We start from the raw sequence: 23,938 nt of genomic DNA, 5'->3' as shown, positions 1-23,938 counted from the left end.
AAGCAGCGCAGCGGTAGCGCAAAACCAAGTCCCTGCACCCGTTTGACCCGAGGTGTGCGGTCTCTTCCATTGTTTTTTTAAATCTCCTCCCCGCATAGCAGGAAGGAGAAGGGGCACATCTCAGAAAGCGGCGGGCGCATGAAAGGTTAGGATTTCGGCGCTGGCCGGATGGGGCAGGCTTAGGCGTTCCGCATGGAGCAGCAGGCGTGGGCTAAGGCGTCTTGTGTCTTCGGGGGCATAGAATTCATCGCCGATAATCGGGTGACCCATGGCCATCATATGCACGCGCAACTGATGCGAGCGCCCTGTGACTGGCTCTAGCTGAACCCGTGTGCGGTTGGTTTCGCGGGACAGGACGCGATAGCGGGTCAGGGATGGCTTGCCGATGTCATGATCGACCATCTGACGCGGGCGGTTGGGCCAGTCACAGATCAGCGGCAGATTGACTTCGCCCGTATCGGCAGGCACCTGACCGGCGACGATAGCGACATAGGATTTATCGACGCGACGCTCAGCAAAGGCGATAGACAGGGCGCGGTGGGCTTCGGCTCCGCGGGCCATCACCAGAAGGCCGGAGGTAGCCATATCCAGACGATGTACGATCAGGGCATCGGGAAATTCCGCCTGAGCGCGCAAGGCCAGACTGTCCTTGTTTTCCGGCAGGCGTCCGGGAACACTGAGAAGTCCTGCGGGTTTATCAAAAACCAGCAGATGGGCATCGTGATAAAGCGGTTGCAATGTCACTCAGGCGTTCGGATTAGGGTTGGGGTTGGCCAGTGTGGAGCCTTCGAGCACCTTGGCTACGGCATCGCGCGCCGCCACCAGAATGGCGCGCAACTGACAGTCCTCAGGGGTCGGGCAATCTTCACATTCGGCATAGGCCGTGCGGCTGGCGCAGGTCGAAAGCGCCAGCGGCCCATCGACGATACGGATCAGGTCGGCAATCGAGATCAGATCGGCCGGTTTGGCCAGACCATAACCGCCGGAACGGCCGCGCTTTGAGACCAGCAGGCCTTCGCGGCGCAGTTGCAGCAGGATGCCTTCGAGAAAATGCAGGGGCGATTGGGTGCGCGTCGCCAGTTCGGTCGCCTGCATGGTCTCTCCCTGAGGGAGCTTGGCCAATTCCTGCATTGCCCGTATGGTATAACGGGCGCGCTGAGATAACATGATCCTGCCTGTGATAGTCTGCCTGTAAGGCGCTGTGTGTAACTATACCTAATCCGATTTTGTTTAAATCTCAATAAGTGTAGTCGGGCTTTATGTTCGCGGACTTTGCGGCTATCGTTTGCAGATGACAAAAATCACTCAACACACCACAGCCTTTAAGGTCCGCGATTCTGAATGTGATGCACAGGGCGTGGTGAATAATGCCACCTATCTCGTCTATCTTGAACATGCGCGGCACGAATATCTTGAGGCGGTCGGTGAGCGGTTCTCCGACCTTGTGGCCCGCCATATTTTTCTTATGGTGTCGCATATGGAGATCGACTATCTGCGGCCTCTGAGCGGAGGAGAGTTGTTCGAAGTGTGCTCAACCGTGCGGCGTGAAAAGACCAGGGCGGTGTTTGATCAGCAGATTATCCGGCAGGGCGATGGCGCAGTATGCCTTAAGGCGCGGGTGGATATCATCTGCAAGATCGACGGCAGGCTGACGCGCGGTGACTATTTTGATGCGTGGGTGGCCTGATGACCTTGAAGATCATATCAAGCGGCAGTGATCAGGGCAGTCCCTATAACGAAGACCTTTATGGGGCGGTAAGGGATCGTGTCTGGCTTCTGGACGGGGCCACAGGTCTTGCGCCGTCACGCTTTGAAAATTCCAGCGATGCCCAATGGCTGGTCAGGGCGTTTTCCGATTATTTCAGCACGGCAGACGGCGACACGGTTGAGGTGCTGAAGGGCGCTATTGACACGATGCGGGCGCAATATATCGCGACGGGGCCTTTGCCGGAGGTGCTTTATGCCATGCCGTCAACGGGCCTGAGCATGGTGCGTGAGGTGGGGGCAGACATAGAAATTGCCTCGTTAGCGGACGTGAAGGCCTATGTGGTGCTGAAAAGCGGTGAGGTTCAGGTCATAGGCGGCGGGCCGCTTGAGGCGCTGGATGCGGCTCTGGCGGATGAACTGGTTAAGGTGCAGGCGGTGCATGGGGCTATGGACCTCAAGGCCTCGCGGGCGCATGTGGAGCACATTATTCGCGCCAATCGCGAGAAGATGAACCGTGACGGAGGCTACTGGGTCTTAAGCCTTGATCCGGTCTGCCTGACGGGGCTTGAGGTCGTGCGTATTCCAACAGAGGATGTGTCGCATATTCTGCTGGCGACGGACGGGTTTTATGACCTCTGGGAGCGCTATGAGCCGAAAAGTTTCGCCAAGGTCGTCCATGCCCTGATGGCCGGAAAAGGTGAGGCCCTGATTACCCGCCTCAGGGCCATTGAGCGTCATGACGAATGGGGCGAACAGTTCCCGCGGGTCAAGTTGCATGATGACGCCTCATGGGTGCTGATAGAGGTAGGGCTATAGAGGCCCGCCCTCACCGTTAATCCACACGCCGCGTACCTGAAGCGCCTTGTCGAGCCACACCAGATCCGCCCGTGCGCCGATCTTAAGCTGGCCGTGGTCAGGGCCTAAGCCCATGAATTGCGCCGGTGCGTAGCTGGCCATGACCGAGGCATCGGCAAGGCTTACGCCCAGTGTGTTGACGGTGTTGCGCACGGCGGCGGCCATATCGAGATCGGAACCGGCCAGTGTGCCGTCAGGGCCGACGCAGACGCCGTTTGCCGCCACAATATGTTTGCCCATCAGGTTAAATTGTTTGGTGTCAGAACCAACCGTCGGCATGGCATCGGTCACAAGCATGAAGCGGTCATAAGGCTTGGTGCGCAGCGCAATGCGTAAGGCGGTGGCATCGACGTGGTGGCCATCGACAATGATGCCGCAATAGATCGACTGATCCTCCAGCGCCGCACCCACTACACCGGGGGCGCGATGGCTCAGGGGGGACATGGCGTTGAACAGGTGGGTGACACCGGTAATGCCGGCCTCGATGCCGGTGCGGGCCTGCGCATAGGTGGCGTCCGTATGGCCTGCGGCAATCACCACGCCTGCGGCCTTTAACGTGCGGATAAATTCAGGTTCGGCATGTTCCGGTGCAAGGGTCACAAGGGTCTTACCGCGTTTCAGTGAGGACAGCAGTTTTACGCTGTCTTCGGTCAGGCGGCGGAATTTGTCGGGGTCATGAATCCCCTTGCGTTGTTCCGAGATAAATGGCCCTTCGATATGGATGCCTAAAACACCGGGTACGCCCTGAGCAATGGCGTCTTCGGTGGCGCGCATGGCGGCGTCTATGACCTCAAGCTCATCGGAAATCAGAGTCGGGAGAAACCCTGTGGTGCCGTAGGGGCGATGGGCCGCACCGATAGCCGCTATGGCGTCAGCGGAGGTATCATCGTTGAAGAGGACGCCGCCGCCGCCATTGACCTGTGTGTCAATGAAACCGGGCAGCAGATAGCCGCCGTCAAGATCAAAATCGCCGCCGTTTATTGGGGCGATTTCAGCGATGCGGTCTTTTTCGAGCGCCAGCCCGCCTGAGATCAGGCCGTCTTTCGTTGCGATGTGGCCATTGAAAAATGCGACAGTCATATTGTCTACCTATGCCCCTGCAGCGGGGGGCTGTAATCCGTTTGAAACCCCGTGCGCGAGGCGCAGTGCGCCATAAAGCGCGTCCTGTTCGGGGGCTTGTAAAAGAGAAAGGGCGTCCGGCGTCAGCCAGGGCCTGAGCACCTCGGCCATGCCACCGACCAGACACACGGAGGTCCCGGACAGGGTGTGCAGCTTGCGCAGATAAAGGCCGAGATCGGTGGCCGCCTTACGCAGCAGATCGCTGGCGATGGCATCACCCTTAAGGGCATATTCCACAATCAGCGGGGCGAGTGCGCCATAGTCACGCGGTGCGGCACCTGTGGCCCAATGGACGACATCAGATGGCTGGCCGCCGAAATGGGTCATCAGGGCACGGGTAAAATCCGTATGCGGGCCTAAGCCGTCATGTCCATGCAAGGCGGCAGCGACGGCTTCGCGCCCTAAGACAGCGGCGGAGCCATCATCATTGACCTCAAAGCCCCAGCCGCCAATGGCATGGCCCTGACCGTCGGCCCACGCATAGCCCGCGCTGCCGGTGCCGCTGATCATGATGGCGCCGTTGCGTCCTGAAAAGGCCCCCAAACAGGCGATATGCGCGTCTGTGGCGGCATTGATGAATCCGAAAGTAGGGCCAGCCTCAGTGGTGCGGGTGGCGTCTTCGTGAGTGGTAATGCCCGCAAGCCCCAGCCCCAGAGCCGTGTCAGGAAAGACGCTGCGGTCAAGGCCCGCCTGTGACAGGGCCGCGTCAATAGCCTCCAGCATATTGGCCCAGACGAGATCAAGCCCAAGGCGGATATTGGCCGGGCCGCCCAGACCTTCGCCCAGCGTGGTGCCGTTCGCGTTCTGTAAACGGGCGCGGCATTTGGTGCCGCCCCCGTCAATGCCGATATAGTATGCGTAAGCGGACATCAGGCGGCTGTTTCAACCTTTGCGCGGCTGCCCCACAGGGCGAAGAACAGGATATAGGCATAGGCCGGGGCCATAACCACCAGAAACGACAACTGGAAATCCATATTCTGTTTTAAGAGCACATAGAGTTGCGGCAGAAGCGCGCCGCCGCAGATGCCCATGATCATCAGGGCGGAGCCGATTTCGGTCAGACGCCCAAGGTTGCGGATGCCCAGCGGGAAGATGGCGGGCCACATCATGGCATTGGCGAAACCGAGCGCAGCCACGAAGCCCACCGAGACATAGCCCTGCGTCATAAAGGCCCCGATGCTGAACAGAATGCCGAGCATGGCGGAAAAGGCGAGATAGCGTTCCTGAGAAACGAATTTAGGGATGACCGCCAGACCCACCAGATAGCCGATCAGCATACCGCCCAGCGTCAGCGAGGTGAACATACTGGTTTGTTCCAGCGGCAGGCCAAATTCGGCGCCATAGGTGCCGATGGCGTCACCGGCCATAACCTCAACGCCGACATAGAGGAACAGGCAGACCACGCCGAGCCACAGATGCGGGAAGGCCAGAAGGCTTTTGCGGGCACCGGTCTGTGAGGGTTTTTCCTGATCGCTGCCCTTGATTTCAGGCAGGGGTGATTTGACCACCAGAAGCGCCAGCAGGGCCAGCAGGGCGGCCATGCCCATATAGGGCCACAAAACCTTTTGCGCGAAGGTATCAAGAAGCGCGGCCTTGGCCGCCGGATCAGCGGTGGCTTCAACCTGAGCGCCGAAACTGTCCACGCCCTGCATTACCAGAACGCCGAAGACGATTGGCGCCAGAATGCCCGCGAACTTGTTACATATCCCCATGACGGCGATGCGCTGGGCGGCGCTTTCGATAGGGCCGACAATGGAAATGTACGGATTAACCGCCGTTTGCAGCAGGGCAAGTCCGCCGCCAATGACAAACAGGCCCGCCAGCGCGCCTTCAAACATGCGATGGGTCGCTGCCTGACCAAACAGAACCGCGCCCAAGGCCATAACCAGAAGCCCCAGCGCCATGCCTTTTTTCATGCCCGTGGCCTTAAGGATAAAAGCAGAGGGCAGGGCCAGAAACAGATAGGACATATAGAAGACCATCAGCACCATAAAGGCGCTGACGTCATCCAGCGTAAAGGCCAGTTTGAAAAAGGTGATCAGCGGGCCATTTAGCCATGTGACAAAGCCGAAGATGAAGAACAGCAGCCCTATCAGGGCCATGATCATCAGCGGCGAGCGTGCCGGTTGCGGGGCGGTTTCCGTCATGGCGTTATGACCTCTTATTGTTTTTGGTATTGTATGAATAAGACGTCAATTCGGGGATTTGTCTAGGGGATTCCTTATGAAATTGAAAAATAATAAACGGGAACAAGCGTGATGGCGACAGGTTTTGTCTATGCTTTCAGGCAGGGATAATTTAGAATATTTTATATAAAGTTATATAATTCAATTAATTGAGGTGTATAGTTTTGTTTGGATTCGCTTTGGCTATATCACGTGAGGCGTGAACCTGTGGTGGGCATAAACAAACCCCTTCGCGCCGGATCAGGGGCGTGAAGGGGTATGATAATTGGAATTATATTGGATATGTTTTAAGGGATTCGCGGCGGCTTTACTGCCCCATATTCAGCACAAAAGCCGGGCCGAGATCGAGTTTCACGGCCTGTCCCCCCAGTTGCAGGGCGATATTGGCCTCCCCTGCGGCGTAATCAGTGGGAGATACCCCTTCAAGCGTCGCCATTTTCCATTCGGATGTGACCGTCAGGGTGCTGGCGACAATGGGCGTATAGGGCGGGGAGCCTTTTTGGATAACCGCCGGAATTTCCACAGTGCCTTCGCCCTCATGACGCGCCCAGACAATCAGGATCAGCTTGTCTCCGGCCTTTATCGCACCGGTAATTGGAGCCGAGGCGCCAATATCCCAGACATTGGGGCGTGCGGCGGAAATATCTATGCGCAAGGCCCCGCCGCCCTGAACGTCCTTGTCTTTGCGGAACTTATGGCTCTGGCCGTCACCGTACACGTTCCAGCCTTTGACATCGGGGGCATTGATCAGGTTCTTTTCAATACCGTCCTGAGCTATTGCGGCGGGTGACGCCAGACTGAGGCCTGCGGTCAGCAGGATGCTTACAAAACGCGCTTTCATTTTATGCTCCCTAAATTTGGCCTAAACCTTGATGATCCATTTTTTACGACGCAGATACTCAATCGGCAGCCAGATCGCCAGAATGAACAGGAAGACAGGGAACAGGGCGGCGACGGCTTCGCCGACATGGTCGCGTGTCAGGAAATAGGTCTGGGTCAGAAGCTTCCAGCCCATCAGCGAATTCATCAGGAAATGCAGCACATAGGCGGCAATGGCGTTGACACCGAAGGCCAGCGCAAAGGTTACCGGAATGGTGGCCAGACCGCTGACCGGCTTACCCTTATCAAGCCAGCCATGCAGACCGGAAAGCGCGATGACGGTGATGCCTGAGGTCACCAGCACGAAGCTTGAGGACCAGATATCTTTGATGACAGGAAATACAAGGCCCCATGCCGCGCCGACCAGAACCATGATGACCCCCACACCCAGAAGCGTCAGGGCCGTTTTCTTTTCCTTGTTTCGTATCAGATATTCGCCAATGGCCATGCCGATCAGGCCCTGTGCAATGGCCGGTAACGTGCCTAACAGGCCTTCGGGGTCATAGCCTTCGGGGCCTTTGACATAGTTGTGTCCGCCTGCGCCGAACATCACCCGATCAACCGAGGCAATGAAGTTCTGGCCCCGCGCCCACAGGTCAGTGGCAATGCCGTCTAGCGAGGGGATGAGCGCTAGCGGCCAATAGAGAATAAGTATGGCGGCGATCAGCCATAGCCTCAGTTTGGGCGACAACAGGAAAAACAGGACGGCACAGGCGCCATAGACAAGGGCGATACGTTGCAGCACGCCCCAGAAACGCCAGGGCTCAGCGAAGGTTGCCAGCCAGCTCAGGTTGGACAACAAAAAGCCGATCAGAAACAGACGAAAGGTGCGCCAGAAAATCTTGCGACCCTGCTCGGCATTAAGGCCGGTGGTGGCTTTGGCCTTACCCAGCGCCATCGGGATCGACACGCCGACCATCAGCAGAAAGGCGGGAAACACCACATCGGCGATTTTCAGGCCGTCCCAGTGGGCGTGCAGCAAAAGCGGAAACACCTTGGCCTCAAGGCCGTAATACATGCCGGCGGTAGCGTTGACCAATATCATGCCGATGACCGTCAGTCCGCGCAGGACATCCAGCGAAATCAAGCGTTGTACAGGCGCGGACATATCAGTTTCCCCTTATCGATTTTGAGGCAGTTGAAGGTAAAAGCGTGATTTGATCAATAGCCCAGACCGGATCGATGGACGGGCGATTAAAGCTGAAGCAGATATCGTCTGTGCCACTTGTGGCGGGCATCTGACCCGTTAGGGTGGAAAGGGTCGGGGTTTTTGTATTATTTGCACTGAGGGGCAGGGTGGCCAGTATCTCACCGGTGCATTGATCTGTGGTGTCTGTACGGCGGCGGATGAGTAATTCACCGAGTGGCGTTTCCGGTTGCCCGACAATGACTTCACGTCGTCCACCGGCAAGCTGGAAATTGAAGGGCACCTGCCCAATGCGGACGGTGACGTCATAGGTCTGGCTCAGGTCAATCTGCGGCCAGATCCAGCAGGATTTATAGACATTGATGGCGAAAACGGCGCGCTCACCGCTGGTCGGGGCATCGTCTTCTAGGAGGTGCGGGAAGATGTCGGCGGCACAGGGCAAGAGCTTATGGCTCTGACGGGTGTGGGCCGCTTCTGTGGTCAGATCGTAAACGCGTTCCGGCCCAAGGGGTTTGCCGTTAAAATGCGTCTGCGCCCGTAAGGTCACGGGTAAGGCCGTATCGAATGCGCCCTGATAGGGGCGGTAGGCCGCGTCATTCAGACGATAGTGAACCTGACCAATTTCCAGCGGCAGGGTGAGGCTGACGCGCGCCTTGTCGCTGCCGTTGGGGGTAAGGCTTATGTCTGGTGTGAAGGGGATGGCATTATATTTCACGCCTATTTCATCAAGGCGTTTCAGGCCTGAGGGGAGGCGGTTGCTGAAGTCTTGCCAGTTCCGATTGGTCTCGCTTGTCCAGCCAACTTCGGACAGGGCCAGCAGGCGTGGGAAGGTCATCATTTCCAGCCGTTCCGAGGTGCGCATATGTTCGGTAAAGGCATTGGCCTGAACGCCGATAATGTGCCGGTGCTCGGCGGCGGTCATATCCTCAGGTGTTGAATCAAAATCATAGACCATGCGCAGGGTGCTTAAGGCACCTCTGCCGGGCAGGCCGTCGGGCGTCAGGCTCTGGCGGCTGTCGAGATAAAGCTCAGGCCAGGGCGACAGGACCGTGTCATGGCCCATTCGGGCGGCGGCCTTGGCCCCGTCCAGACCTTGCCAGCTCATGACCGTGGCGTCAGGGGCCAGGCCGCCCTCGAGGATTTCATCCCAGCCGACCAGTCGCCTTCCGCGTTTGGTGAGGTGTTCGCCTATGCGGGTGATGAACCAGCTTTGCAGTTCATGTTCGTTTTTCAGCCCAAGTTCGCGGATGCGGCGCTGGACGTAAGGGCTTTGTTCCCACTGGTTCTTGATCGCCTCATCGCCACCAATATGGATGTAGGGCGAGGGGAACAGGTCGATGACCTCATCGAGTATGTCGGTCAGGAAGGCGAAGGTCGCGTCATCGACATTATACAGATAGGGATAGATACCCCAGTCATTCATATCTTCATCAGGCGTTTCGCCGGTCACGCCATACTGGGGGTAGGCGCGGATGGCCGATAGGGCGTGGCCCGGCATCTCGATTTCCGGCACAATGGTTATATGGCGGGCCTGCGCGTAGGCCACCAGATCACGCACCTCTGCCTGAGTATAAAAGCCACCATAGCTTACGGGCTGGCCATTGGTATCAAAGCCTTGCGCGCCGGCGGGCTGGCGATGGGCGGAGATCTCGGTGAGGCGTGGATATTTGCGGATCTCAAGCCGCCAGGCCTGATCATCTACCAGATGCCAGTGCAGCAGGTTCAGCTTATGGGCCGCCATGGCGTCAATAATACGCTTCAGCTCATCAGGTGTTTGAAAGTGACGGGCGGAATCAATCATCAGGCCGCGCCATTTGTAACGCGGCGCGTCCGTAATCGTCATGGCGGGCAGGGTGGTGCCGTGAGTGGTCATTACCTGCCACAGGCTGACCGCGCCGTAAAACAGACCGGCGCTGTCGCCTGCCTCGATGCGGATGCCATCGGGGGTGATGCGGAGGATGTAGCCTTCGATTGGTATCTTATGGTCAGGGTTAAGGATCAGGCGGATTGTCGGAGTGTGAGCCGAAATCTGGGGGGCGGATGTGTCGGTGGAGGAAGTCAGACGTAATCCCGTGGTCTTGAATATCTGGTCAGCGAGATATTGGGGGATGTGCGCGGCAGTACCCTCGTCCTGAAGATGTATGATCGTGGTGGCTGTCAGGTTAAAATGACCTGTCGCTGCCTGCCATTGGGATGGGGCAGGGGTGATATCGGGGGACGCTGCAGACAGGGTTTGCGCATGTCCAGCACAGGCCAGACCGAGAATAAGGCAGGCGCTGACAGGTAATCGTGAGCGCAACAAAGACCTGATCAGGTGCCGCCGCTTTTCAATCATTGTTTCGCCCCTTTCCCTGACCTGAGTCGCCTTTGTTTATGTATCCAATTAAATACCAAATGGACATCGTGCGCTCAGTTCTTTGTTTAAAAAGGATTTGTTTGGGAACCTCTGTCAATGTTTTTTTGCAACAGTTTTAATGAAATGGGTATTATGAAACCGCACAAAATATTATAGAAAATCAAAAATATTTAAAAAAATCATTTTTAAACAATGCTGTAAGTGTGTTTCACGTATGGATAATATTTGTGTCAGATTTTTATAGACAATATAAATATTTTATAGTCTAGTTGTTATGCCAATATGGAAATTGGTTATGCTTCTGCGAATGTCAAGATGATTGTGTTCAGGCTCGGTTGGCTGTTCAGGCTTGAGTTATAAGTAACTTTTGTCTGCATCCTCCCTGCAAAATGGTAATGCCCTTTCTGGTTTGAATTAGTCTGGAAGGCGAGTTTTCGGCATTGTCAAAGGGCTTGGGCGTGTATTTTCGAGACCGTTTTCAGCGGCATGGCAACAGCGTGAAGTAAATCTTGCAAAATGCGTCCTATCGATGGGGCGCTATGTGAGACAAAGCTCTGAGATTTCCAGGGAAAAGGCATTAAAAATAAAAGCTTATGTCTTCTTTGGCTAAATTTGCCAGAGAAGGGGAGTAATAAGACCAATAGGCGACTGGTCATGAAGAGGCCGTGCTGAGGATAATAATAGGAGGTTTAGGGTTATGAGTAATACAAGACGAATACCAGAGGGGCGATATAACCTCATGCGCGGTACGGGTCTGGCGACGATTGCCGCCTTTGCGATGTTTGGTACACAGGTTTCCGCACAAGAAGCGCCAGCTTCTGAAGTGACCGAAGTGGTTATTGTCGGCGCACGGCAGAACCTGAAATCCGCGCAGCAGCTTAAACGCAGTGCAGACACGGTTGTGGATTCCATCACGGCCGAAGATATGGGGTCTTTTCCTGATAAATCAGTGGCCGAAGCGCTTCAGCGTGTGGCAGGTATTACGGTAACCCGTTTTGCCGGTACGGATGATACCTCGCACTTTTCAGCGGAACCCTCAGGCGTGCTGGTGCGTGGCCTGACGCAGGTGCGTTCGGAATTTAACGGGCGTGACACCTTTACGGCAAACTCTGATCGTGGGTTGAACTGGGGTGACGTCTCGCCGGAACTGATGGCGGGGGTAGATACCTATAAGAACCAGACCGCTGAACTGATTGAAGGGGGGATTGCAGGCTCGATTAACCTGCGAACACGCGTGCCGTTCGATTCCCGCGGAAGAATGATGGCGTTGAGCGTGGATTATTCCATGGGCGACATTGCTAAAAAATGGACGCCACAGGTATCGGGCATCTGGTCTGATCGTTGGGATACAGAGTTGGGTGAGTTTGGCCTTATGGCTAACTTTGCCTATTCAAAGGTAATAACGGCCAGTCAGGGCCTCCAGTTGGAGCGGTATATTGCCTTTGATGTACCGGCCTTTGGTGATGGTCTGAAATATCTGCCCGGTGCCGTCTGGGCGCGGGATAATACCTATGACCGTCGTCGTAATGGTGTGGCGCTGGCCGCGCAGTGGCGTTCGACCGATGGGAAAATGTTGCTGACCGGGCAGTTCAATCGCTCGGATTATGATAATTCCTGGCAGGAACGTGCGGTTGGTGCCTGGCTTTATGATACGCACCAGAAGCCGACGACCTATATTGAACGAGACGCGACGCAATTTATGGTTCTTGAAGGCACCAGTCCCTTTGAGTTCGATAGCAAGGGCAACTTTATCTACGGCAGCCCGGCCACCTTTGGCGGAAGCTGGGTAGGTAATGACGATGCTGAGTCCGCCTTGCGCGCCGCTAATGCGGCGGGGGACCCCTTCCTGAGAGCCTGTTATGGCTGGGCGGGGTGTACGGGGCCATCGACACGGGCGCCAGCTTTGCAGACACAGGCGAATTTCCTGAAGAACAAGCAATATACTCAGGATGCGTCGCTTAACTTCAAGTGGAATCCGACTGAGCGTCTGGGACTGAATTTCGACCTGCAATATGTGACGTCGGAAGTGAAGAACTATAATGCCTCTGTAACCATGAGGTCGTGGGCAGAACTGGTAATCGACGCTCGCGGTGATCATCCGACACTGACCTTCAATGATCAGGATATCGATAATATCAACCTGTCTCCCGGCGGTCTCGATAACCCCAACAACTATCACTATTATTCGGTGACCGAGCATACGGAAGACAGCGAAGGCAAGCAGATTTCAGCCCGTGCTGATCTTGACTATGCCTTTGATAACACATGGCTTAATTCACTGCGGGCCGGTATACGCTACGCCGACCGTGATCAGGATATCTATTGGGGCGCCTATAACTGGGCCAATATTTCGAACCTGTGGTCGAATAATGCGGATACCTTCAACGCCGATAAGCCGGTATATGATCAGGATCTGTATGAAAGAGCGGCGATTTCGAGTGATTTCTACGGCGGGGGTGCCTTGAATCGCAACGAATTCCTGTTCTTCAATATGGATAAGCTGGCCGACCGTCAGCAACTGGCGGCGGGACTGGGATATCCCACCCTTGGGTTCGGTGGCGAGCCTTATTATCCCTCTTGCTCAGGTATCGGGCACCGGGCGACCGAAGTCGTTGAACGGGAATATGGCTGTTATAAGCCGGGTGAAATCCTGAAAGTGAATGAGACGACCAATGCGGCCTATGTCATGCTCAAGTTTGGCGGGCCTGATGCTTATATTGGCGGAATTCGTGTTTCGGGTAATATCGGTGTTCGTTATGTCGAAACACAGGACAGAACGGATGGGTCTACGACCTATGCGTCACCCTGGACGACCGAACAGCAGGTGTGTACGCGGGGCGTTGATGGCAATAATCAGCCTACCGCGACAGTGGGTTGTGTAATTACGCCGGATGAACTGGCGTTCAATGATGGGGCGCAATTCCTCACACGATCCAATGCCAAGCATAAAAACACCTTGCCGAGCTTTAACCTTAAGCTTGACCTGAATGATCAATGGGTTTTGCGTTTTGCGGCCTCACGCGCACTCTCGCGCCCGGATATTGGTTTCCTGAAAAACTACATTCAGATTCAGCGTGTTGCGCCTGATCTGGACAATCCCAATAACGAGCGTGTCACACGCAATGCGCAGGGCGAAGCCATTGCCTATGATTTCCAGTACACGGTGCGGCAGGGCAACCCGTATCTGAAGCCTATGACGGCAGATCAGTTTGACGTTTCGCTTGAGCACTATTTTGCGGAAGTCGGGTCGTTCACGGCAACCGTCTTCTTCAAGCAGTTCAATGACTATGTGCAGTTCCAGCGCTTCACACAGGATTACACCCATAATGGGGTAACCCGTGAGGTTGAGGTGGGGATGCCGGTCAATGGTGATGGGGCGAAGATCAAGGGCTTTGAACTGGCCTATCAGCGTTTCTTCGACTTCTTGCCCGCACCGTTTGATGGTCTGGGGATACAGGCAAACTACACCTACGTATCTAATGACGGGATCACCAACTCCAATCTGGTGTCTGCATCTGCGGACGGTAACACAAACACCGGAGGGGGCGGGCTTAATCAGGATACGGACTCGATTAACCCCAATGCTCTGGAAGGCGTATCGCCACGGGCCTACAACTTCGTGGTTATGTATGAAAAGGAAAAGATTTCCGCACGTGTCGCCTATAACTGGCGGTCGCGCTTCCTGGTTACGGCCTTTGATTGCTGTACCGCAGGGCCTGTGTGGCAGGACTCTACGGGCTATCTGGATGCCTCATTGCGCTATAGCGTGAGCAACAATCTGGAAATCGCCATTCAGGGGTCGAACCTGCTGAACAGTGAAACCGTTTTGAAACAACAGCTGAACAATCAGCGCCATTTGGCCCCTAATGCCTGGTTCAAGAACGATCGTCGAATTCAGATGGGTATCCGCCTGAAGTACTGATGCGCCTGTTTGTGTGTAAATGACTGAAAAGCGCGTTGCCTTTTGACCAAAGGTGACGCGTTTTTTGTTTTGTGAGCTGAGCGGTGAATTGCGCTTGATTAAGGGCGGAAACTGCAAGAGGTTAGAGGAAAACAAAAATGGAGCGGGGAGTATCATGACAAGACCTTTGAAGGTAGTCATCGTTGGCGGCGGCACGGCCGGTTGGATGTGTGCCACTGGGTTGGCGGGGGCGGTCAGGCCGGGGCTTTGTGATGTGACCCTGATTGAATCCGATGAGATCGCCACGGTTGGCGTAGGTGAGGCAACCTTACCGCAGCTTAAGGATTTCAATGACTTTGTCGGTATTGACGAGGTCGAATTCATGCGCAATTCGAATGCGACCTTCAAGCTCGGGATCGACTTTGTTGACTGGGGCAAGAAGGGGAACCGCTATATGCATCCCTTCGGCGTCTTTGGTCAGCCTATGGGCGGGGTCGCGTTTCACCATCTGTGGATGAAGGCCAAACAGGCGGGGCTTGAGCACGCGCTTGAGGACTATTCCTATCCGATCGTGGCGACACGCACCAACCGGTTTGAATTTCCTTCGGAAGATAAAAGCTCGGTGTCGGCGGCCTATGCCTATGCCTATCATTTTGACGCGTTTCTCTATGTGCAGTTCTTGAGGGGCTTCACGCAGGCGCGCGGCGTCAAGCGTCAGGAAGGCCTGATTGTCGAGACAAACCTTGATCCGGATACCGGCTATATCCGTTCGGTGACACTGGCTTCGGGGCAGGTGATCGAGGGCGATCTGTTTATCGATTGCTCAGGCTTTCGGGCGCTGCTGATTGATAAGGCCATGAAGACCGAATTTGAAGACTGGTCGAAGTGGCTGCCGAATAACCGCGCCTTTGCGGTTATCTGTGAACGTAATGATGAGAATTTCACCCCCTACACCCGTTCGACTGCGCGCGAAGCGGGCTGGCAATGGCGTATCCCTTTGCAGCACCGGACAGGTAACGGTTACGCCTATAGTTCGTCCTTCATCAGTGACGATGAAGCGCGTCAGACCCTGCTCGATAATCTTGATGGCAAGGCGCTGAATGATCCCTGGCAGCTTAAGTTCGTCTCGGGGCGGCGTAAGGACTGCTGGGTCAAGAACTGCGTGGCCATAGGTCTGGCCAGCGGGTTCCTTGAGCCGCTTGAGTCCACCTCGATCTATCTGATCCAGATGGGGGTCATTCATCTCATCAGGCTGTTGCCGCGCGGGCCGGAAATGGAGCCGGTGGCCATAGAGGAATATAAGCGTTCCATGGACGTGGAATATCAGCGAATACGCGATTTCCTGATCCTGCATTATCACGCCAATGAGCGCGATGATGCCGAACTATGGCGCTATACGCGCAACATGGACATCCCCGACAGCCTGAAAGAGAAGATCGCCGCTTTCCGGCATCGGGGCCATGTACCGTTTTATAAGGACGGTTTGTTTGCCATGCCGAGTTGGGTTTCGGTGTTTTACGGACAAGGGATTACGCCTGAAAACTATGACCCGTTGACGGATAATATGGAACTTGAGGCGGCTCTGGCGCGTATGCGTGACATGCACGAAAAGATCAGAACCCACACCGCTGCCATGCCGAGCCATGATGAATTTATCCGTGGCTATTGTCCGGCGGTGGATACCGAAGTGAGAGCCACACGAAAGGCAGGCGCACGATGATGACCGGAAATCGTATCAGCCGTGTCGTGATTGTAGGTTCGGATGAATCCGTGTGGCTCAGTGCCTTGGCCCTGCATCGGGGGTTTGCCCGCTCAGGGGTGTCCATTGAGGTCATTGAACTGCCGACCCTGTTGCAGTCGTCGGATGTCTGCGCAACCCTGCCAAATATTCGCAATTTTCACAGGCTTATGGGGCTGGATCAGGCGGAGCTTATCCGCCACTGCGGGGCGTCATTCACCGTGGGCCAGCGGTTTGTCGGATTTGCGGAGAAGCCGTTCCTGCATGTCTATTCTTCGGCAGGGGCCAGCATGAAGGGGCTACCTTTCGTTCAGGCCTGGCTTAAGGCGCGGACGGAGGGGCTTGAGGTCCCCTATGAGGAATTTGCTGTAGGCGCAGGTCTGGCCAAAAGCGGACGCTTTGCGCCGCCGCGTGATGCACTTGAGGCCGAAACGTGTGACTATGCCTACCATATCCATGCGGCGTCCTATGCCGGATGGCTTAAGGCCCATGCCCTGCATCGGGGCGTCACGGTCAGTTCGGTGCCGGATATAACGCCGCAGGTGGGTAATGGGCGGATCGAAGCCATCATATTGCCTGATGGGCAAAGGATTGAGGCCGATCTGTTTGTCGATGCGACGGGGGCGCAGGGGAAGCTTATCGCGGCGCTTGAGGGGGATGATTTCGAGGACTGGTCTGAGTGGTTGCCGCTTAATCGCCTGCTGGTGACGGCGGGTAAGGGCCTGTCGCCCCTGCCGCTCTATGCGCAGATTACCGCCCATGCGCACGGCTGGGCTGGGCTTTATCCGCATCAGGGGCAAACCGGTATGGTCATGGCCTATGACGGGGCGGCCTTGAGTGATGACGAGGCGCTTAAGGCGCTGGTGGCGCTTACCGGCGTTCAGCCCACGGCGGGGGCGACGGTCAACGCCTTTACCGCCGGACAAAGACGCAAGCCGTGGATTGGCAATTGCGTGGCGATTGGCGAAAGCGCCTGCGTGCTTGATCCGTTAGATGCCAGCCGGTTGCATGTCACCCAGATTGGCCTGACGCATCTGATGTCACTCTTTCCGATCGAGCGTGAGGTGATGCCGGAGCAAAAGCTGTTTAACGATGATGTGCGTTCGCATTATGAGCGGCTGCGCAATGTCTCGGTTGTGCATTATAAACTCAATCAGCGGCAGGGTGAGGGGCTTTGGGACAGGGCGCGCGACACCGAAGTGCCGCCGGAACTGGCCTATAAGCTGAAGCTGTATGCAGATCGCGGGCTTTTGATGCACATGGATCATGAAAGCTTTACCGAAGACAGCTGGCATATGCTGCTGCTGGGGCAGGGGCTTATACCGCGGACCTATGATTATAAGGCCGAAAACATGTTCTCCGATAAGCGTGAGGCGGTGCATCGCTTCCAGAGCCTGCTGGGCGGTATAAAGGCGCAGGTTATGACCTTGCCGTCGCACGAGCAGGCGCTGGCACGGGCTGCCGGATTAAGTGGCGCGGACAGAGGGCGCAATGCAACCGACTGGCTGAGCAGTGCGGCGGCAACATCGGCGCCCAGCGAAGTACGTCGTGATGGCTGGCTCAGGCCGGATCAGGCGGAGGTGTGGGCGAGGCGTGGCTAAGAGACGGTTTGAAAAGGGTCGTTTTCTGGCCTGCAAAGTCGCGTCTTCTGCGCTTCCGATACTCACGTACCAATGTACGCTGCGCTTAGGTTCTCGAAGACACGCCTTTTCGTCACAGACTCCAACCCTTTTGAAACAGTCTCTGGCGGAGCGTTTTGCGAAAAGCGCTCTAAATATCGTTCAGTTCCGCAACGACATCATAGGCATCGCCGCGATAATAGGACTGGGTAAATTCGGCGGCGCGGCCATCCGCAAGGAAACCACGCCGTTCGATAAACAGACCCGGATCACCGGCCTTGACGCCAAGCGCGTCGGCCTGTTCAGCGGAAAAGGATACGGCGCGCAAACGCTGAAGGGCGCGGACGGGGCGGTGGCCCGATTTTTCCAGTGCTTCATAAAGTGAGCTGCCGACCGCTTCTATGGCAGGCAGGCAATAGCCGGGCACGGTGGAATATTCGATGGCCATGGTCGCTTCGTCGGCATAGCGGATGCGGTGAAAGCGATAGACCAGCGAACCGGGTGACAGGCCGAGCGACAGAGCCTCTTCGGGGGTGACGCCACCGGCAGAGCGGTTAACCCAGACGCTGTGGGGTTTGCGCCCGCGTGAGATCATGTCCTCGGAAAAAGAAGACAGTTTTGAGAAGCTTTTTTCCACCCGCGCGGCGACAAAGGTGCCTGCGCCACGACGACGTGTCAAAAGCCCTTCGTTGACCAGTCCGTCTATGGCCTTGCGCACCGTGATGCGGGAGACATCAAATTCTTCGGCCAGATCGCGCTCAGGCGGAATGGCGTCGTCAGCGACAAAAACGCGGGTGCGGATGGCATCGCGCAAAACCTTTTGCAGTTGCAGATAAAGCGGTGCGGGATCGTCTTTTTCAAGACGGCCAACAGTTTCAATAAACGACATGATTTCAGGGCTCCGCTAATCGTCAGATGGCTTTTTGAATCGTTAGTTGACGCGCCTCTGCAACGGGTCAGGTCTATTATATTGGTATTGGCTAGTCAAACCTAATCTTGAGACGGAAACGGGCGGGATGGCGGTGTGAAAATCGAGCGATTATCATTTAACTGTAAGGGGTTTTGGAAATATGAAAGTTCTGGATAAACCCAATATAGTGGTAGCGCTCACCCTTATTGGTTCTCTATTGGCGCTGTTAAAAGCCCGCAGACTTTGCAAAGAGGGTAGACAAAAAGACATGAAACGGACAGGATCGTTTCATCAAAAAACAAATATAAATTTGTGGGGATGCAATGAAAACGACCTTGATGGCCGCTCTGGCGGTAAGTGCTGGCCTGTGTTTTGCGGGGTGTCAGGCTGAGCCTGCCAAGCCGGCGGGGGAACAGCTACTGCTTACGGGCACCTACAGTAATGAGGCGGCCAAAGGTATTCAGCTTCTGCGCTATGATGCTGAAAAGGACAGCTTTACGGCAGTGAGCAACTTTGCCGAGGTCGAGAATGCGTCTTTTGGGGTCTATGATGCCGAAAACCGCAGACTCTATGTCACGGATGAGCGCGATGACGGGCGGGTGGCGGCCTATGATGTGGCAACCGGTGAGATCGCCCTTACGTCCATCAATGCGGTGTCATCCGGTGCCGGTGCACCCTGCTATCTGGCGCTAAGCCCCGACAAGCGCCGTCTGGCGGTCGCCAACTATCACGGGGATATTGTGGCGGTCTATGCCATCGATCCGGCCACCGGCGCGATTGACGGTGAGCCGCAGATTCTCAAGGCGGCTACCGAAGGCGAGGGCCATGCCCACTGGGTGCAGTGGTCGCCGGAAGGGGATCGCCTCTATGTCGTCGATCTGGGGCATGACGAGGTGCGGGCCTACGACTATGATGCGCAAACGGGACGGGCGGGCGCCCCCGTGACGGCGCTGAAGCTGCCGGCCAAGGCCGGGCCGCGCCACATGGCCTTCAGTCCGAACGGCAGCTACGCCTATGTGCTGACCGAATATGCCAATACGCTGGTGGCGACCAAACGTGAAGCCGACGGCACGCTGACGGAAATTCAGACGATCTCTACGCTTCCGGCGGATTTCACCGGTAAGTCCTTTGCGGCGCATATATCCATCAATGCGGCGGGTGATCGGGTATATATTACCAATCGCGGGCATAATTCGATCGGTGTCTATGAGATTGCGGCAGATGGTCGCCTAAAGTCTTTGCAAACCATCGCTACCGGCGGCGACTGGCCGCGTTTCTTCCTGCTGCTTGAGGCGGAAAAACGGCTTTTGGTGGCACATCAGAATGACCATGTCATTACGGTATTTCACCTGAAAGACGATGGCACGCTTGAGGCGACGGACAAGCGCTTTACGTCCAACCTGCCGGTGTGGTTGCAGCCGGTAAGTTAGTTCAGAAGAACGGTGCTGAGGAGAACCTTGGCACCTTTTTTCTTCAGAACCTCGTCTGTGGCGGCCTGAAGTTCCTGAGTCATGTAATCGAGATCGACCAGACTGCTGCGGTTCAGGCTCAGAGCATAGGTTTGCAGGCGACGCACAAAGGCATCGCGCAGGCGCGGCAGGCTCATGGCGATGGTCTGCCTCAGGGCCTCATCTTTGGTGTCCAGACCCATTTCGACAGTGAGCGTGCCATGCCGCTGATGCCATGATTGCGTGAAGACGGTAATCATCGGCAACTGAGTATAGGAGGCACCACCGCCCTTCTTCTTCACCGGCCCGGCCGCGAGGGCAGGCAGGGGTAGAAGGGTACAGGCGGCGGAAACAGACAGAAAGGCTCTGCGCGATAAGGCTCTGGAGGTCATAGGCCTATCTGTAGCCCAAAGACTTTGATAAGCGATTTATCTCTATGCTTAACGCGTCTTAAGACCTGCAATAATCAGGCGTACCTGCACATCAAGCCACTCAGCTACCTCAACGGCCCCCAGGCCGCTGTAGAAGGCACGACGAATATTGGCATAGCCAACATCTTCGAGAATTTCAGCGGCCACCGCAATATTGGCGGTCTCAGGCAGTTCCTTAAGCTCAACGGCGTGTTTCAGGGTATCGGTAATTACCTGACGTGCCAGATCACCCTGGCGATTAAGGTCTTCGGGGGTAGCGGATTCGGGGCGCATCCAGTCCATGACAAAGGCCGACAGGATCAGCTGGATATCCTGCTGGGCGGCCTCATAGGCCACGACCATCTGTTTGATCAGTCGATCTTCAAGCGGCAGAGACGTGTCATGCGCGTCGATCATGGCCGTCAGAATGCGGGCCGTTTCCTCTTCGACAATCTTGAGGAAAATCTCGTTCTTATCCGAAAAATTGGCAAAAACGGCACCGGTAGAAAGCCCGGCTTCGGACGCAATATCGCGTAAGGTAGCGGCTTCGTAGCCACGTTCCCGGAAAAGGGTTCGGGCAGACGCCAGAATCTTCAGGCGGTTTAGCTCCTTCGATCTCGCTCTGGCCCCGAGGGGCAAGCGGGGCTCTTCCTGAACAAATTTCTCTTTCAACAGATACGCCTTATACATAATCGCACACAAATTAAAGGTTACGCCAATAGTGCCCCCGTAAGGGGTGCGTCTCGCATATGGGGAGGGCAAGACGCAAAAACATCCCTATGCCAATTGTGGCGGAAGGATAAAGTGGGTTTGCCATCACAAAACGGCGGTATTGGGGCATTTACAGGTAAAACGTGAATGAGCGTTCATTTCCGTCGCGCAAATTTGAAAAAAGCCGGATAAAAAAACCTCGTCTCAGGGCACAAAAAAGCGTATGAGCAGGCCTATGAGCACGTTCTTATTCTATCTGACGCTGGCGGCCATGGCTGCTGTTTTGGTGGTGCTGCTGATCGGTGTGTTCAGCATGGCACGCGGTGGTGAATTCCGTGATCGCTGGTCCAACAAACTCATGCGGTTGCGGGTATTGCTTCAGGCAATTGCCATACTGTGTCTGGGCGCCTTTATCTGGTGGCAGGCTAATCACTAAGTCCGATGGTCAGGCTCAATCGCATCTACACAAAAACCGGTGATGAAGGCACGACGGGGCTGGCCGACGGGACGCGCCGTTCCAAGGCCGACGCCCGCATTGGGGTCATCGGCAGTGTGGATGAACTCAATGCCTCTCTTGGGGTGGCGCGGTTGTATGCCAGCGGCGAAGTGGACGCGCTTTTGGGGCGGGTTCAGAACGATCTGTTTGACCTTGGGGCGGATCTGGCGGTGCCACAGGCCACCGAGGATCACAGCCGCGTAGTTTTACGGGTAAAACCTGAACAGGTGCTGGCGCTTGAAGGGGATATTGATGCGCATAATGCGGAACTGGCGCCCCTGACGTCTTTTGTGTTGCCCGCAGGCACGGCCCTGAGCGCGCATTTGCACGTGGCGCGTACCCTGGCGCGGCGGGCGGAACGTGACGCTTTTGCGCTGCATGAAGTTGAGCCGCTTAATGTCGCGGCCCTGACCTATCTTAATCGCCTGTCAGACCTTTTGTTTGTACTGGCGCGGTGCGCCAATGACGACGGCAAGGCGGATGTTTTGTGGGTGCCTGCCGGAGGCAGGCTGTGATGACATCTGTAAACCTGTTCTCCTATGGCACCTTGCAACTGGAACCGGTGCAGATGGCCACTTTTGGCCGACGGCTGGAGGGACAGGCGGATGCGATGACCGGCTGGTTCATGGATCAGCTTGAGATCACCGATCCTGAGGTGCTGAAAACCAGTGGCGAACGGTTTCATCCGGTGGCGAAAGAAACCGGAAAGGCACAGGATGAGATCGCGGGGAAGGTGTTCCGCATTACGCCTGAAGAACTTGCGCATGCTGATGCCTATGAGGTGTCGGACTATAAGCGGGTCGAGGTGACGCTGAAGTCCGGTGAACGCGCATGGGTCTATGTTAAGGCCTGAGCCTGACGAGACGTCTTTGGGACAATGAGCGCCACAGCCATTCAAACGGCCCGTAGCGGAAGTGTCTGAGCCATATAGGGCTCCAGATGATCTGAGCGACCCAGATGACCGCAACAATAGCCATAAGTTGCACATAGCCCATAGTGCCAAACAGGCCCAGACCTCTGCCACCGTAAAAAAGGGCGGTCATAATCAGGGATTGCGTCAGGTAGTTGGTAAAGGCCATACGCCCGACCGGTTCCAGAAGGCGTGTAAAACCGCTGCCTGCGCGGGCCAGTGACATCAGAACAAGCGCATAGGCCAGACTGACGAGGGGGGATAAAAATTCATTGGCCAGACCATAGATGGCTTCGTGGTCGCCCGGTGGGAATCCGGCCCGCATGTCCAGAAGATTCTGCCAGCCGATCAGGCCCAGAGAAATGGCTCCCGCCGCTATGAAGGGCCATGCCGGATAGCGGCCCTCAAAGAAGCCGGTCTTGAACAGGCCGAGACCAATCATCATCAGGCCCAGAATCTTGGGCATATAGAGGATCAGCGTAAAGATTAGTCCGTTGGTCCATTCATTAAGGTTACCGCTCAGGGAGTGCAGGAAGTTGCCGCGCATAAGGGCGGTCTGTGCCATGACACCTGCCTGCGCCTGAGACGCGAAGTCGGGATGGGAGGCATAAAGCGGTTTCAGGCCGAACAGCATGCTTGCCATGAGGGCAGAACCGGCCACCCAGAAAACCGTGCCCCACAGAAGTAACTTCGGCCCGCTCACCGTGCGCCAGCGCCAGAAAACAAAGCCGGTGACGGCATACATCACCAGTATATCGCCCCACCAGATCAGCGCCCCATGGATCAGACCAAACAGCAACAGCCAGCCCAGTCTTCCGGTCAGGGGGTGTTTGGCAAACGGGGTTGCGCTGTCGGCCTTTTGCCCCACCAGAAAGAGGCTGATGCCGAACAGCATGGCAAACAGGGTGTAGAATTTGGCCTCGAAGAAGGTGTGTATGCCCCACCATGTCCACAAATCCGCCGGTGACAGGGCTATGGGCCACAGGGTCGGATTATTGGCCGATTGCATGGGGGCGGCAAAGGAGGCGGCATTTACCGCCAGTATGCCCAGCACGGCCAGCCCGCGAATATAGTCAAGGCTGGCCAGACGCGCAGAACCCATGCCTAGCCTGCCTTTGGACGTTCGGGCGACAGGATAATCTGTTGTAGTAAGGTGGCGGATGGCAAGGCCAGAAACAACTGCCCCAGCATCATCAGCAGGGCATATCCTGAAAACAGCAGCAGGTTACCGGGCGCAAAGGCGACATTCTGAGCCACCATCCAGTTGAAAAAGGCCACCGCTGACCCGAGCAGACAGACGACAAAGGCACAGGCCATGATGTGAAACAGGGCCGTCAGCCGGTTCTTAGGCGGGCGCATGGACCACAGCGCTATGGCGCTGACCATCCAGAACAGGGCCAGTATCACCTGTCTCTGGGTTTCATAAAACGCTTCTGCGGTGTCCATGGCAAAGGCACGGGAAAAGAACCACGCCAGACCATGCAGGCTCAGTGCCCCGATCAGGCCGGTAATGATCCACGGGAAGGCAGGTGGGCGAAATTGCATC

At 56.1% G+C, this 23,938-nt stretch carries 22 protein-coding genes; 9 read left to right on the top strand and 13 right to left on the bottom strand.

The window, feature by feature from the left end; genetic code table 11:
- Window positions 1-120: 120 nt before the first annotated feature.
- Both E5201_RS10155 and E5201_RS10150 read right to left on the bottom strand, forming a co-directional pair.
- Window positions 121-744, bottom strand: a complete 624-nt coding sequence (locus E5201_RS10155; protein ID WP_181404592.1) for a pseudouridine synthase — start codon at window positions 742-744, stop codon at window positions 121-123.
- Window positions 745-1,167 (bottom strand): RrF2 family transcriptional regulator, encoded by a 423-nt coding sequence (locus tag E5201_RS10150; protein ID WP_140985904.1) that lies wholly within the window; start codon window positions 1,165-1,167, stop codon window positions 745-747.
- Window positions 1,168-1,291: 124 nt separating this feature from the next.
- On the opposite strand from E5201_RS10150, the gene E5201_RS10145 reads away from it, so the two are divergent.
- Together E5201_RS10145 and E5201_RS10140 are read left to right on the top strand one after the other, a co-directional pair.
- On the top strand, window positions 1,292-1,687 hold the full coding sequence (locus tag E5201_RS10145) for an acyl-CoA thioesterase (protein WP_140985903.1): 396 nt from the start codon (window positions 1,292-1,294) through the stop codon (window positions 1,685-1,687).
- On the top strand, window positions 1,687-2,523 hold the full coding sequence (locus tag E5201_RS10140) for a protein phosphatase 2C domain-containing protein (protein WP_140985902.1): 837 nt from the start codon (window positions 1,687-1,689) through the stop codon (window positions 2,521-2,523). Before E5201_RS10145 ends, E5201_RS10140 begins: the two co-directional genes overlap by 1 nt.
- Here E5201_RS10140 and nagA read toward each other — a convergent pair.
- From nagA to E5201_RS10110, 6 genes are all read right to left on the bottom strand, one after another.
- Complete coding sequence (gene nagA / locus E5201_RS10135) at window positions 2,518-3,642, bottom strand: N-acetylglucosamine-6-phosphate deacetylase (RefSeq protein ID WP_140985901.1); 1,125 nt, start codon at window positions 3,640-3,642, stop codon at window positions 2,518-2,520. The genes E5201_RS10140 and nagA overlap by 6 nt on opposite strands.
- Before the next feature lie 9 nt (window positions 3,643-3,651).
- On the bottom strand, window positions 3,652-4,551 hold the full coding sequence (locus E5201_RS10130; protein ID WP_140985900.1) for a glucosamine kinase nucleotide-binding domain-containing protein: 900 nt from the start codon (window positions 4,549-4,551) through the stop codon (window positions 3,652-3,654).
- The gene (locus E5201_RS10125; protein WP_140985899.1) at window positions 4,551-5,828 is read right to left on the bottom strand and encodes a sugar MFS transporter; all 1,278 of its coding nucleotides are present in this window, start codon (window positions 5,826-5,828) and stop codon (window positions 4,551-4,553) included. The genes E5201_RS10130 and E5201_RS10125 overlap by 1 nt, the downstream gene beginning before the upstream one ends.
- 346 nt (window positions 5,829-6,174) lie before the next feature.
- Window positions 6,175-6,708, bottom strand: a complete 534-nt coding sequence (locus E5201_RS10120; protein WP_140985898.1) for a carbohydrate binding domain-containing protein — start codon at window positions 6,706-6,708, stop codon at window positions 6,175-6,177.
- Between the two features lie 21 nt (window positions 6,709-6,729).
- Window positions 6,730-7,854 carry an acyltransferase family protein gene (locus tag E5201_RS10115; protein ID WP_140985897.1) on the bottom strand — a complete coding sequence of 375 codons (1,125 nt, stop codon included), beginning with the start codon at window positions 7,852-7,854 and terminating at the stop codon, window positions 6,730-6,732.
- A 1-nt stretch (window position 7,855) separates the two neighbouring features.
- A complete protein-coding gene (locus E5201_RS10110) occupies window positions 7,856-10,228 on the bottom strand; it encodes a beta-N-acetylhexosaminidase (protein WP_140985896.1) in 2,373 nt (790 codons plus the stop codon).
- 718 nt (window positions 10,229-10,946) lie between these two features.
- Between E5201_RS10110 and E5201_RS10105 the strand changes: the two genes are divergently transcribed.
- The 3 genes from E5201_RS10105 to E5201_RS10095 all read left to right on the top strand — a co-directional run bounded on the left by E5201_RS10105 (window position 10,947) and on the right by E5201_RS10095 (window position 17,489).
- Window positions 10,947-14,171, top strand: a complete 3,225-nt coding sequence (locus E5201_RS10105; protein ID WP_140985895.1) for a TonB-dependent receptor — start codon at window positions 10,947-10,949, stop codon at window positions 14,169-14,171.
- A gap of 154 nt (window positions 14,172-14,325) precedes the next feature.
- On the top strand, window positions 14,326-15,870 hold the full coding sequence (locus tag E5201_RS10100) for a tryptophan halogenase family protein (RefSeq protein WP_140985894.1): 1,545 nt from the start codon (window positions 14,326-14,328) through the stop codon (window positions 15,868-15,870).
- Window positions 15,867-17,489 (top strand): tryptophan 7-halogenase, encoded by a 1,623-nt coding sequence (locus E5201_RS10095; protein ID WP_140985893.1) that lies wholly within the window; start codon window positions 15,867-15,869, stop codon window positions 17,487-17,489. Before E5201_RS10100 ends, E5201_RS10095 begins: the two co-directional genes overlap by 4 nt.
- A 169-nt stretch (window positions 17,490-17,658) precedes the next feature.
- Here E5201_RS10095 and E5201_RS10090 read toward each other — a convergent pair whose 3' ends face one another.
- Window positions 17,659-18,396, bottom strand: coding sequence for a GntR family transcriptional regulator (locus E5201_RS10090; protein WP_140985892.1), 738 nt, complete (start codon window positions 18,394-18,396; stop codon window positions 17,659-17,661).
- A 344-nt stretch (window positions 18,397-18,740) separates the two neighbouring features.
- On the opposite strand from E5201_RS10090, the gene E5201_RS10085 reads away from it, so the two are divergent.
- Window positions 18,741-19,847 (top strand): lactonase family protein, encoded by a 1,107-nt coding sequence (locus tag E5201_RS10085; protein WP_140985891.1) that lies wholly within the window; start codon window positions 18,741-18,743, stop codon window positions 19,845-19,847.
- On the opposite strand, the gene E5201_RS10080 is transcribed toward E5201_RS10085, so the two are convergent.
- Together E5201_RS10080 and E5201_RS10075 are read right to left on the bottom strand one after the other, a co-directional pair.
- Window positions 19,844-20,257, bottom strand: a complete 414-nt coding sequence (locus E5201_RS10080; protein WP_246050561.1) for a Tat pathway signal protein — start codon at window positions 20,255-20,257, stop codon at window positions 19,844-19,846. The genes E5201_RS10085 and E5201_RS10080 overlap by 4 nt on opposite strands.
- A 48-nt stretch (window positions 20,258-20,305) precedes the next feature.
- Entirely contained in the window at window positions 20,306-20,947 is a 642-nt protein-coding gene (locus E5201_RS10075; RefSeq protein ID WP_246050559.1) for a TetR/AcrR family transcriptional regulator, read from the bottom strand.
- 274 nt (window positions 20,948-21,221) lie between these two features.
- Between E5201_RS10075 and E5201_RS10070 the strand changes: the two genes are divergently transcribed.
- From E5201_RS10070 to E5201_RS10060, 3 genes are read left to right on the top strand one after another with little or no spacing between them, the layout of a single operon-like run.
- A complete protein-coding gene (locus tag E5201_RS10070; protein ID WP_140985889.1) occupies window positions 21,222-21,422 on the top strand; it encodes a twin transmembrane helix small protein in 201 nt (66 codons plus the stop codon).
- Window positions 21,423-21,427: 5 nt separating this feature from the next.
- Entirely contained in the window at window positions 21,428-21,997 is a 570-nt protein-coding gene (locus tag E5201_RS10065) for a cob(I)yrinic acid a,c-diamide adenosyltransferase (protein WP_140985888.1), read from the top strand.
- Window positions 21,997-22,335 (top strand): gamma-glutamylcyclotransferase family protein, encoded by a 339-nt coding sequence (locus tag E5201_RS10060; protein WP_140986122.1) that lies wholly within the window; start codon window positions 21,997-21,999, stop codon window positions 22,333-22,335. The genes E5201_RS10065 and E5201_RS10060 overlap by 1 nt, the downstream gene beginning before the upstream one ends.
- Here the strand turns inward: E5201_RS10060 and E5201_RS10055 are convergent.
- Complete coding sequence (locus E5201_RS10055; protein ID WP_140985887.1) at window positions 22,325-23,494, bottom strand: DUF418 domain-containing protein; 1,170 nt, start codon at window positions 23,492-23,494, stop codon at window positions 22,325-22,327. The genes E5201_RS10060 and E5201_RS10055 overlap by 11 nt on opposite strands.
- 2 nt (window positions 23,495-23,496) lie before the next feature.
- Window positions 23,497-23,937 (bottom strand): hypothetical protein, encoded by a 441-nt coding sequence (locus E5201_RS10050; protein ID WP_140985886.1) that lies wholly within the window; start codon window positions 23,935-23,937, stop codon window positions 23,497-23,499.
- Between the last annotated feature and the right edge of the window lies 1 nt (window position 23,938).

This window comes from Asticcacaulis tiandongensis (assembly GCF_006475605.1).
GTDB lineage: Bacteria > Pseudomonadota > Alphaproteobacteria > Caulobacterales > Caulobacteraceae > Asticcacaulis > Asticcacaulis tiandongensis.
This window is presented reverse-complemented; position numbering and strand designations above follow the sequence as displayed.

Coding starts and splice junctions, on each gene's coding strand:
- E5201_RS10130 (WP_140985900.1), bottom strand. CDS start 4,551: ATGTCCGCTTACGCATACTATATCGGCATTGACGGGGGCGGCACCAAA.
- E5201_RS10065 (WP_140985888.1), top strand. CDS start 21,428: ATGGTCAGGCTCAATCGCATCTACACAAAAACCGGTGATGAAGGCACG.
- E5201_RS10110 (WP_140985896.1), bottom strand. CDS start 10,228: ATGATTGAAAAGCGGCGGCACCTGATCAGGTCTTTGTTGCGCTCACGA.
- E5201_RS10145 (WP_140985903.1), top strand. CDS start 1,292: ATGACAAAAATCACTCAACACACCACAGCCTTTAAGGTCCGCGATTCT.
- E5201_RS10095 (WP_140985893.1), top strand. CDS start 15,867: ATGATGACCGGAAATCGTATCAGCCGTGTCGTGATTGTAGGTTCGGAT.
- E5201_RS10140 (WP_140985902.1), top strand. CDS start 1,687: ATGACCTTGAAGATCATATCAAGCGGCAGTGATCAGGGCAGTCCCTAT.
- E5201_RS10125 (WP_140985899.1), bottom strand. CDS start 5,828: ATGACGGAAACCGCCCCGCAACCGGCACGCTCGCCGCTGATGATCATG.
- E5201_RS10120 (WP_140985898.1), bottom strand. CDS start 6,708: ATGAAAGCGCGTTTTGTAAGCATCCTGCTGACCGCAGGCCTCAGTCTG.
- E5201_RS10060 (WP_140986122.1), top strand. CDS start 21,997: ATGACATCTGTAAACCTGTTCTCCTATGGCACCTTGCAACTGGAACCG.
- E5201_RS10115 (WP_140985897.1), bottom strand. CDS start 7,854: ATGTCCGCGCCTGTACAACGCTTGATTTCGCTGGATGTCCTGCGCGGA.
- E5201_RS10055 (WP_140985887.1), bottom strand. CDS start 23,494: ATGGGTTCTGCGCGTCTGGCCAGCCTTGACTATATTCGCGGGCTGGCC.
- E5201_RS10050 (WP_140985886.1), bottom strand. CDS start 23,937: ATGCAATTTCGCCCACCTGCCTTCCCGTGGATCATTACCGGCCTGATC.
- E5201_RS10105 (WP_140985895.1), top strand. CDS start 10,947: ATGAGTAATACAAGACGAATACCAGAGGGGCGATATAACCTCATGCGC.
- E5201_RS10080 (WP_246050561.1), bottom strand. CDS start 20,257: ATGACCTCCAGAGCCTTATCGCGCAGAGCCTTTCTGTCTGTTTCCGCC.
- E5201_RS10070 (WP_140985889.1), top strand. CDS start 21,222: ATGAGCACGTTCTTATTCTATCTGACGCTGGCGGCCATGGCTGCTGTT.
- E5201_RS10090 (WP_140985892.1), bottom strand. CDS start 18,396: ATGTCGTTTATTGAAACTGTTGGCCGTCTTGAAAAAGACGATCCCGCA.
- E5201_RS10150 (WP_140985904.1), bottom strand. CDS start 1,167: ATGTTATCTCAGCGCGCCCGTTATACCATACGGGCAATGCAGGAATTG.
- E5201_RS10085 (WP_140985891.1), top strand. CDS start 18,741: ATGAAAACGACCTTGATGGCCGCTCTGGCGGTAAGTGCTGGCCTGTGT.
- nagA (WP_140985901.1), bottom strand. CDS start 3,642: ATGACTGTCGCATTTTTCAATGGCCACATCGCAACGAAAGACGGCCTG.
- E5201_RS10100 (WP_140985894.1), top strand. CDS start 14,326: ATGACAAGACCTTTGAAGGTAGTCATCGTTGGCGGCGGCACGGCCGGT.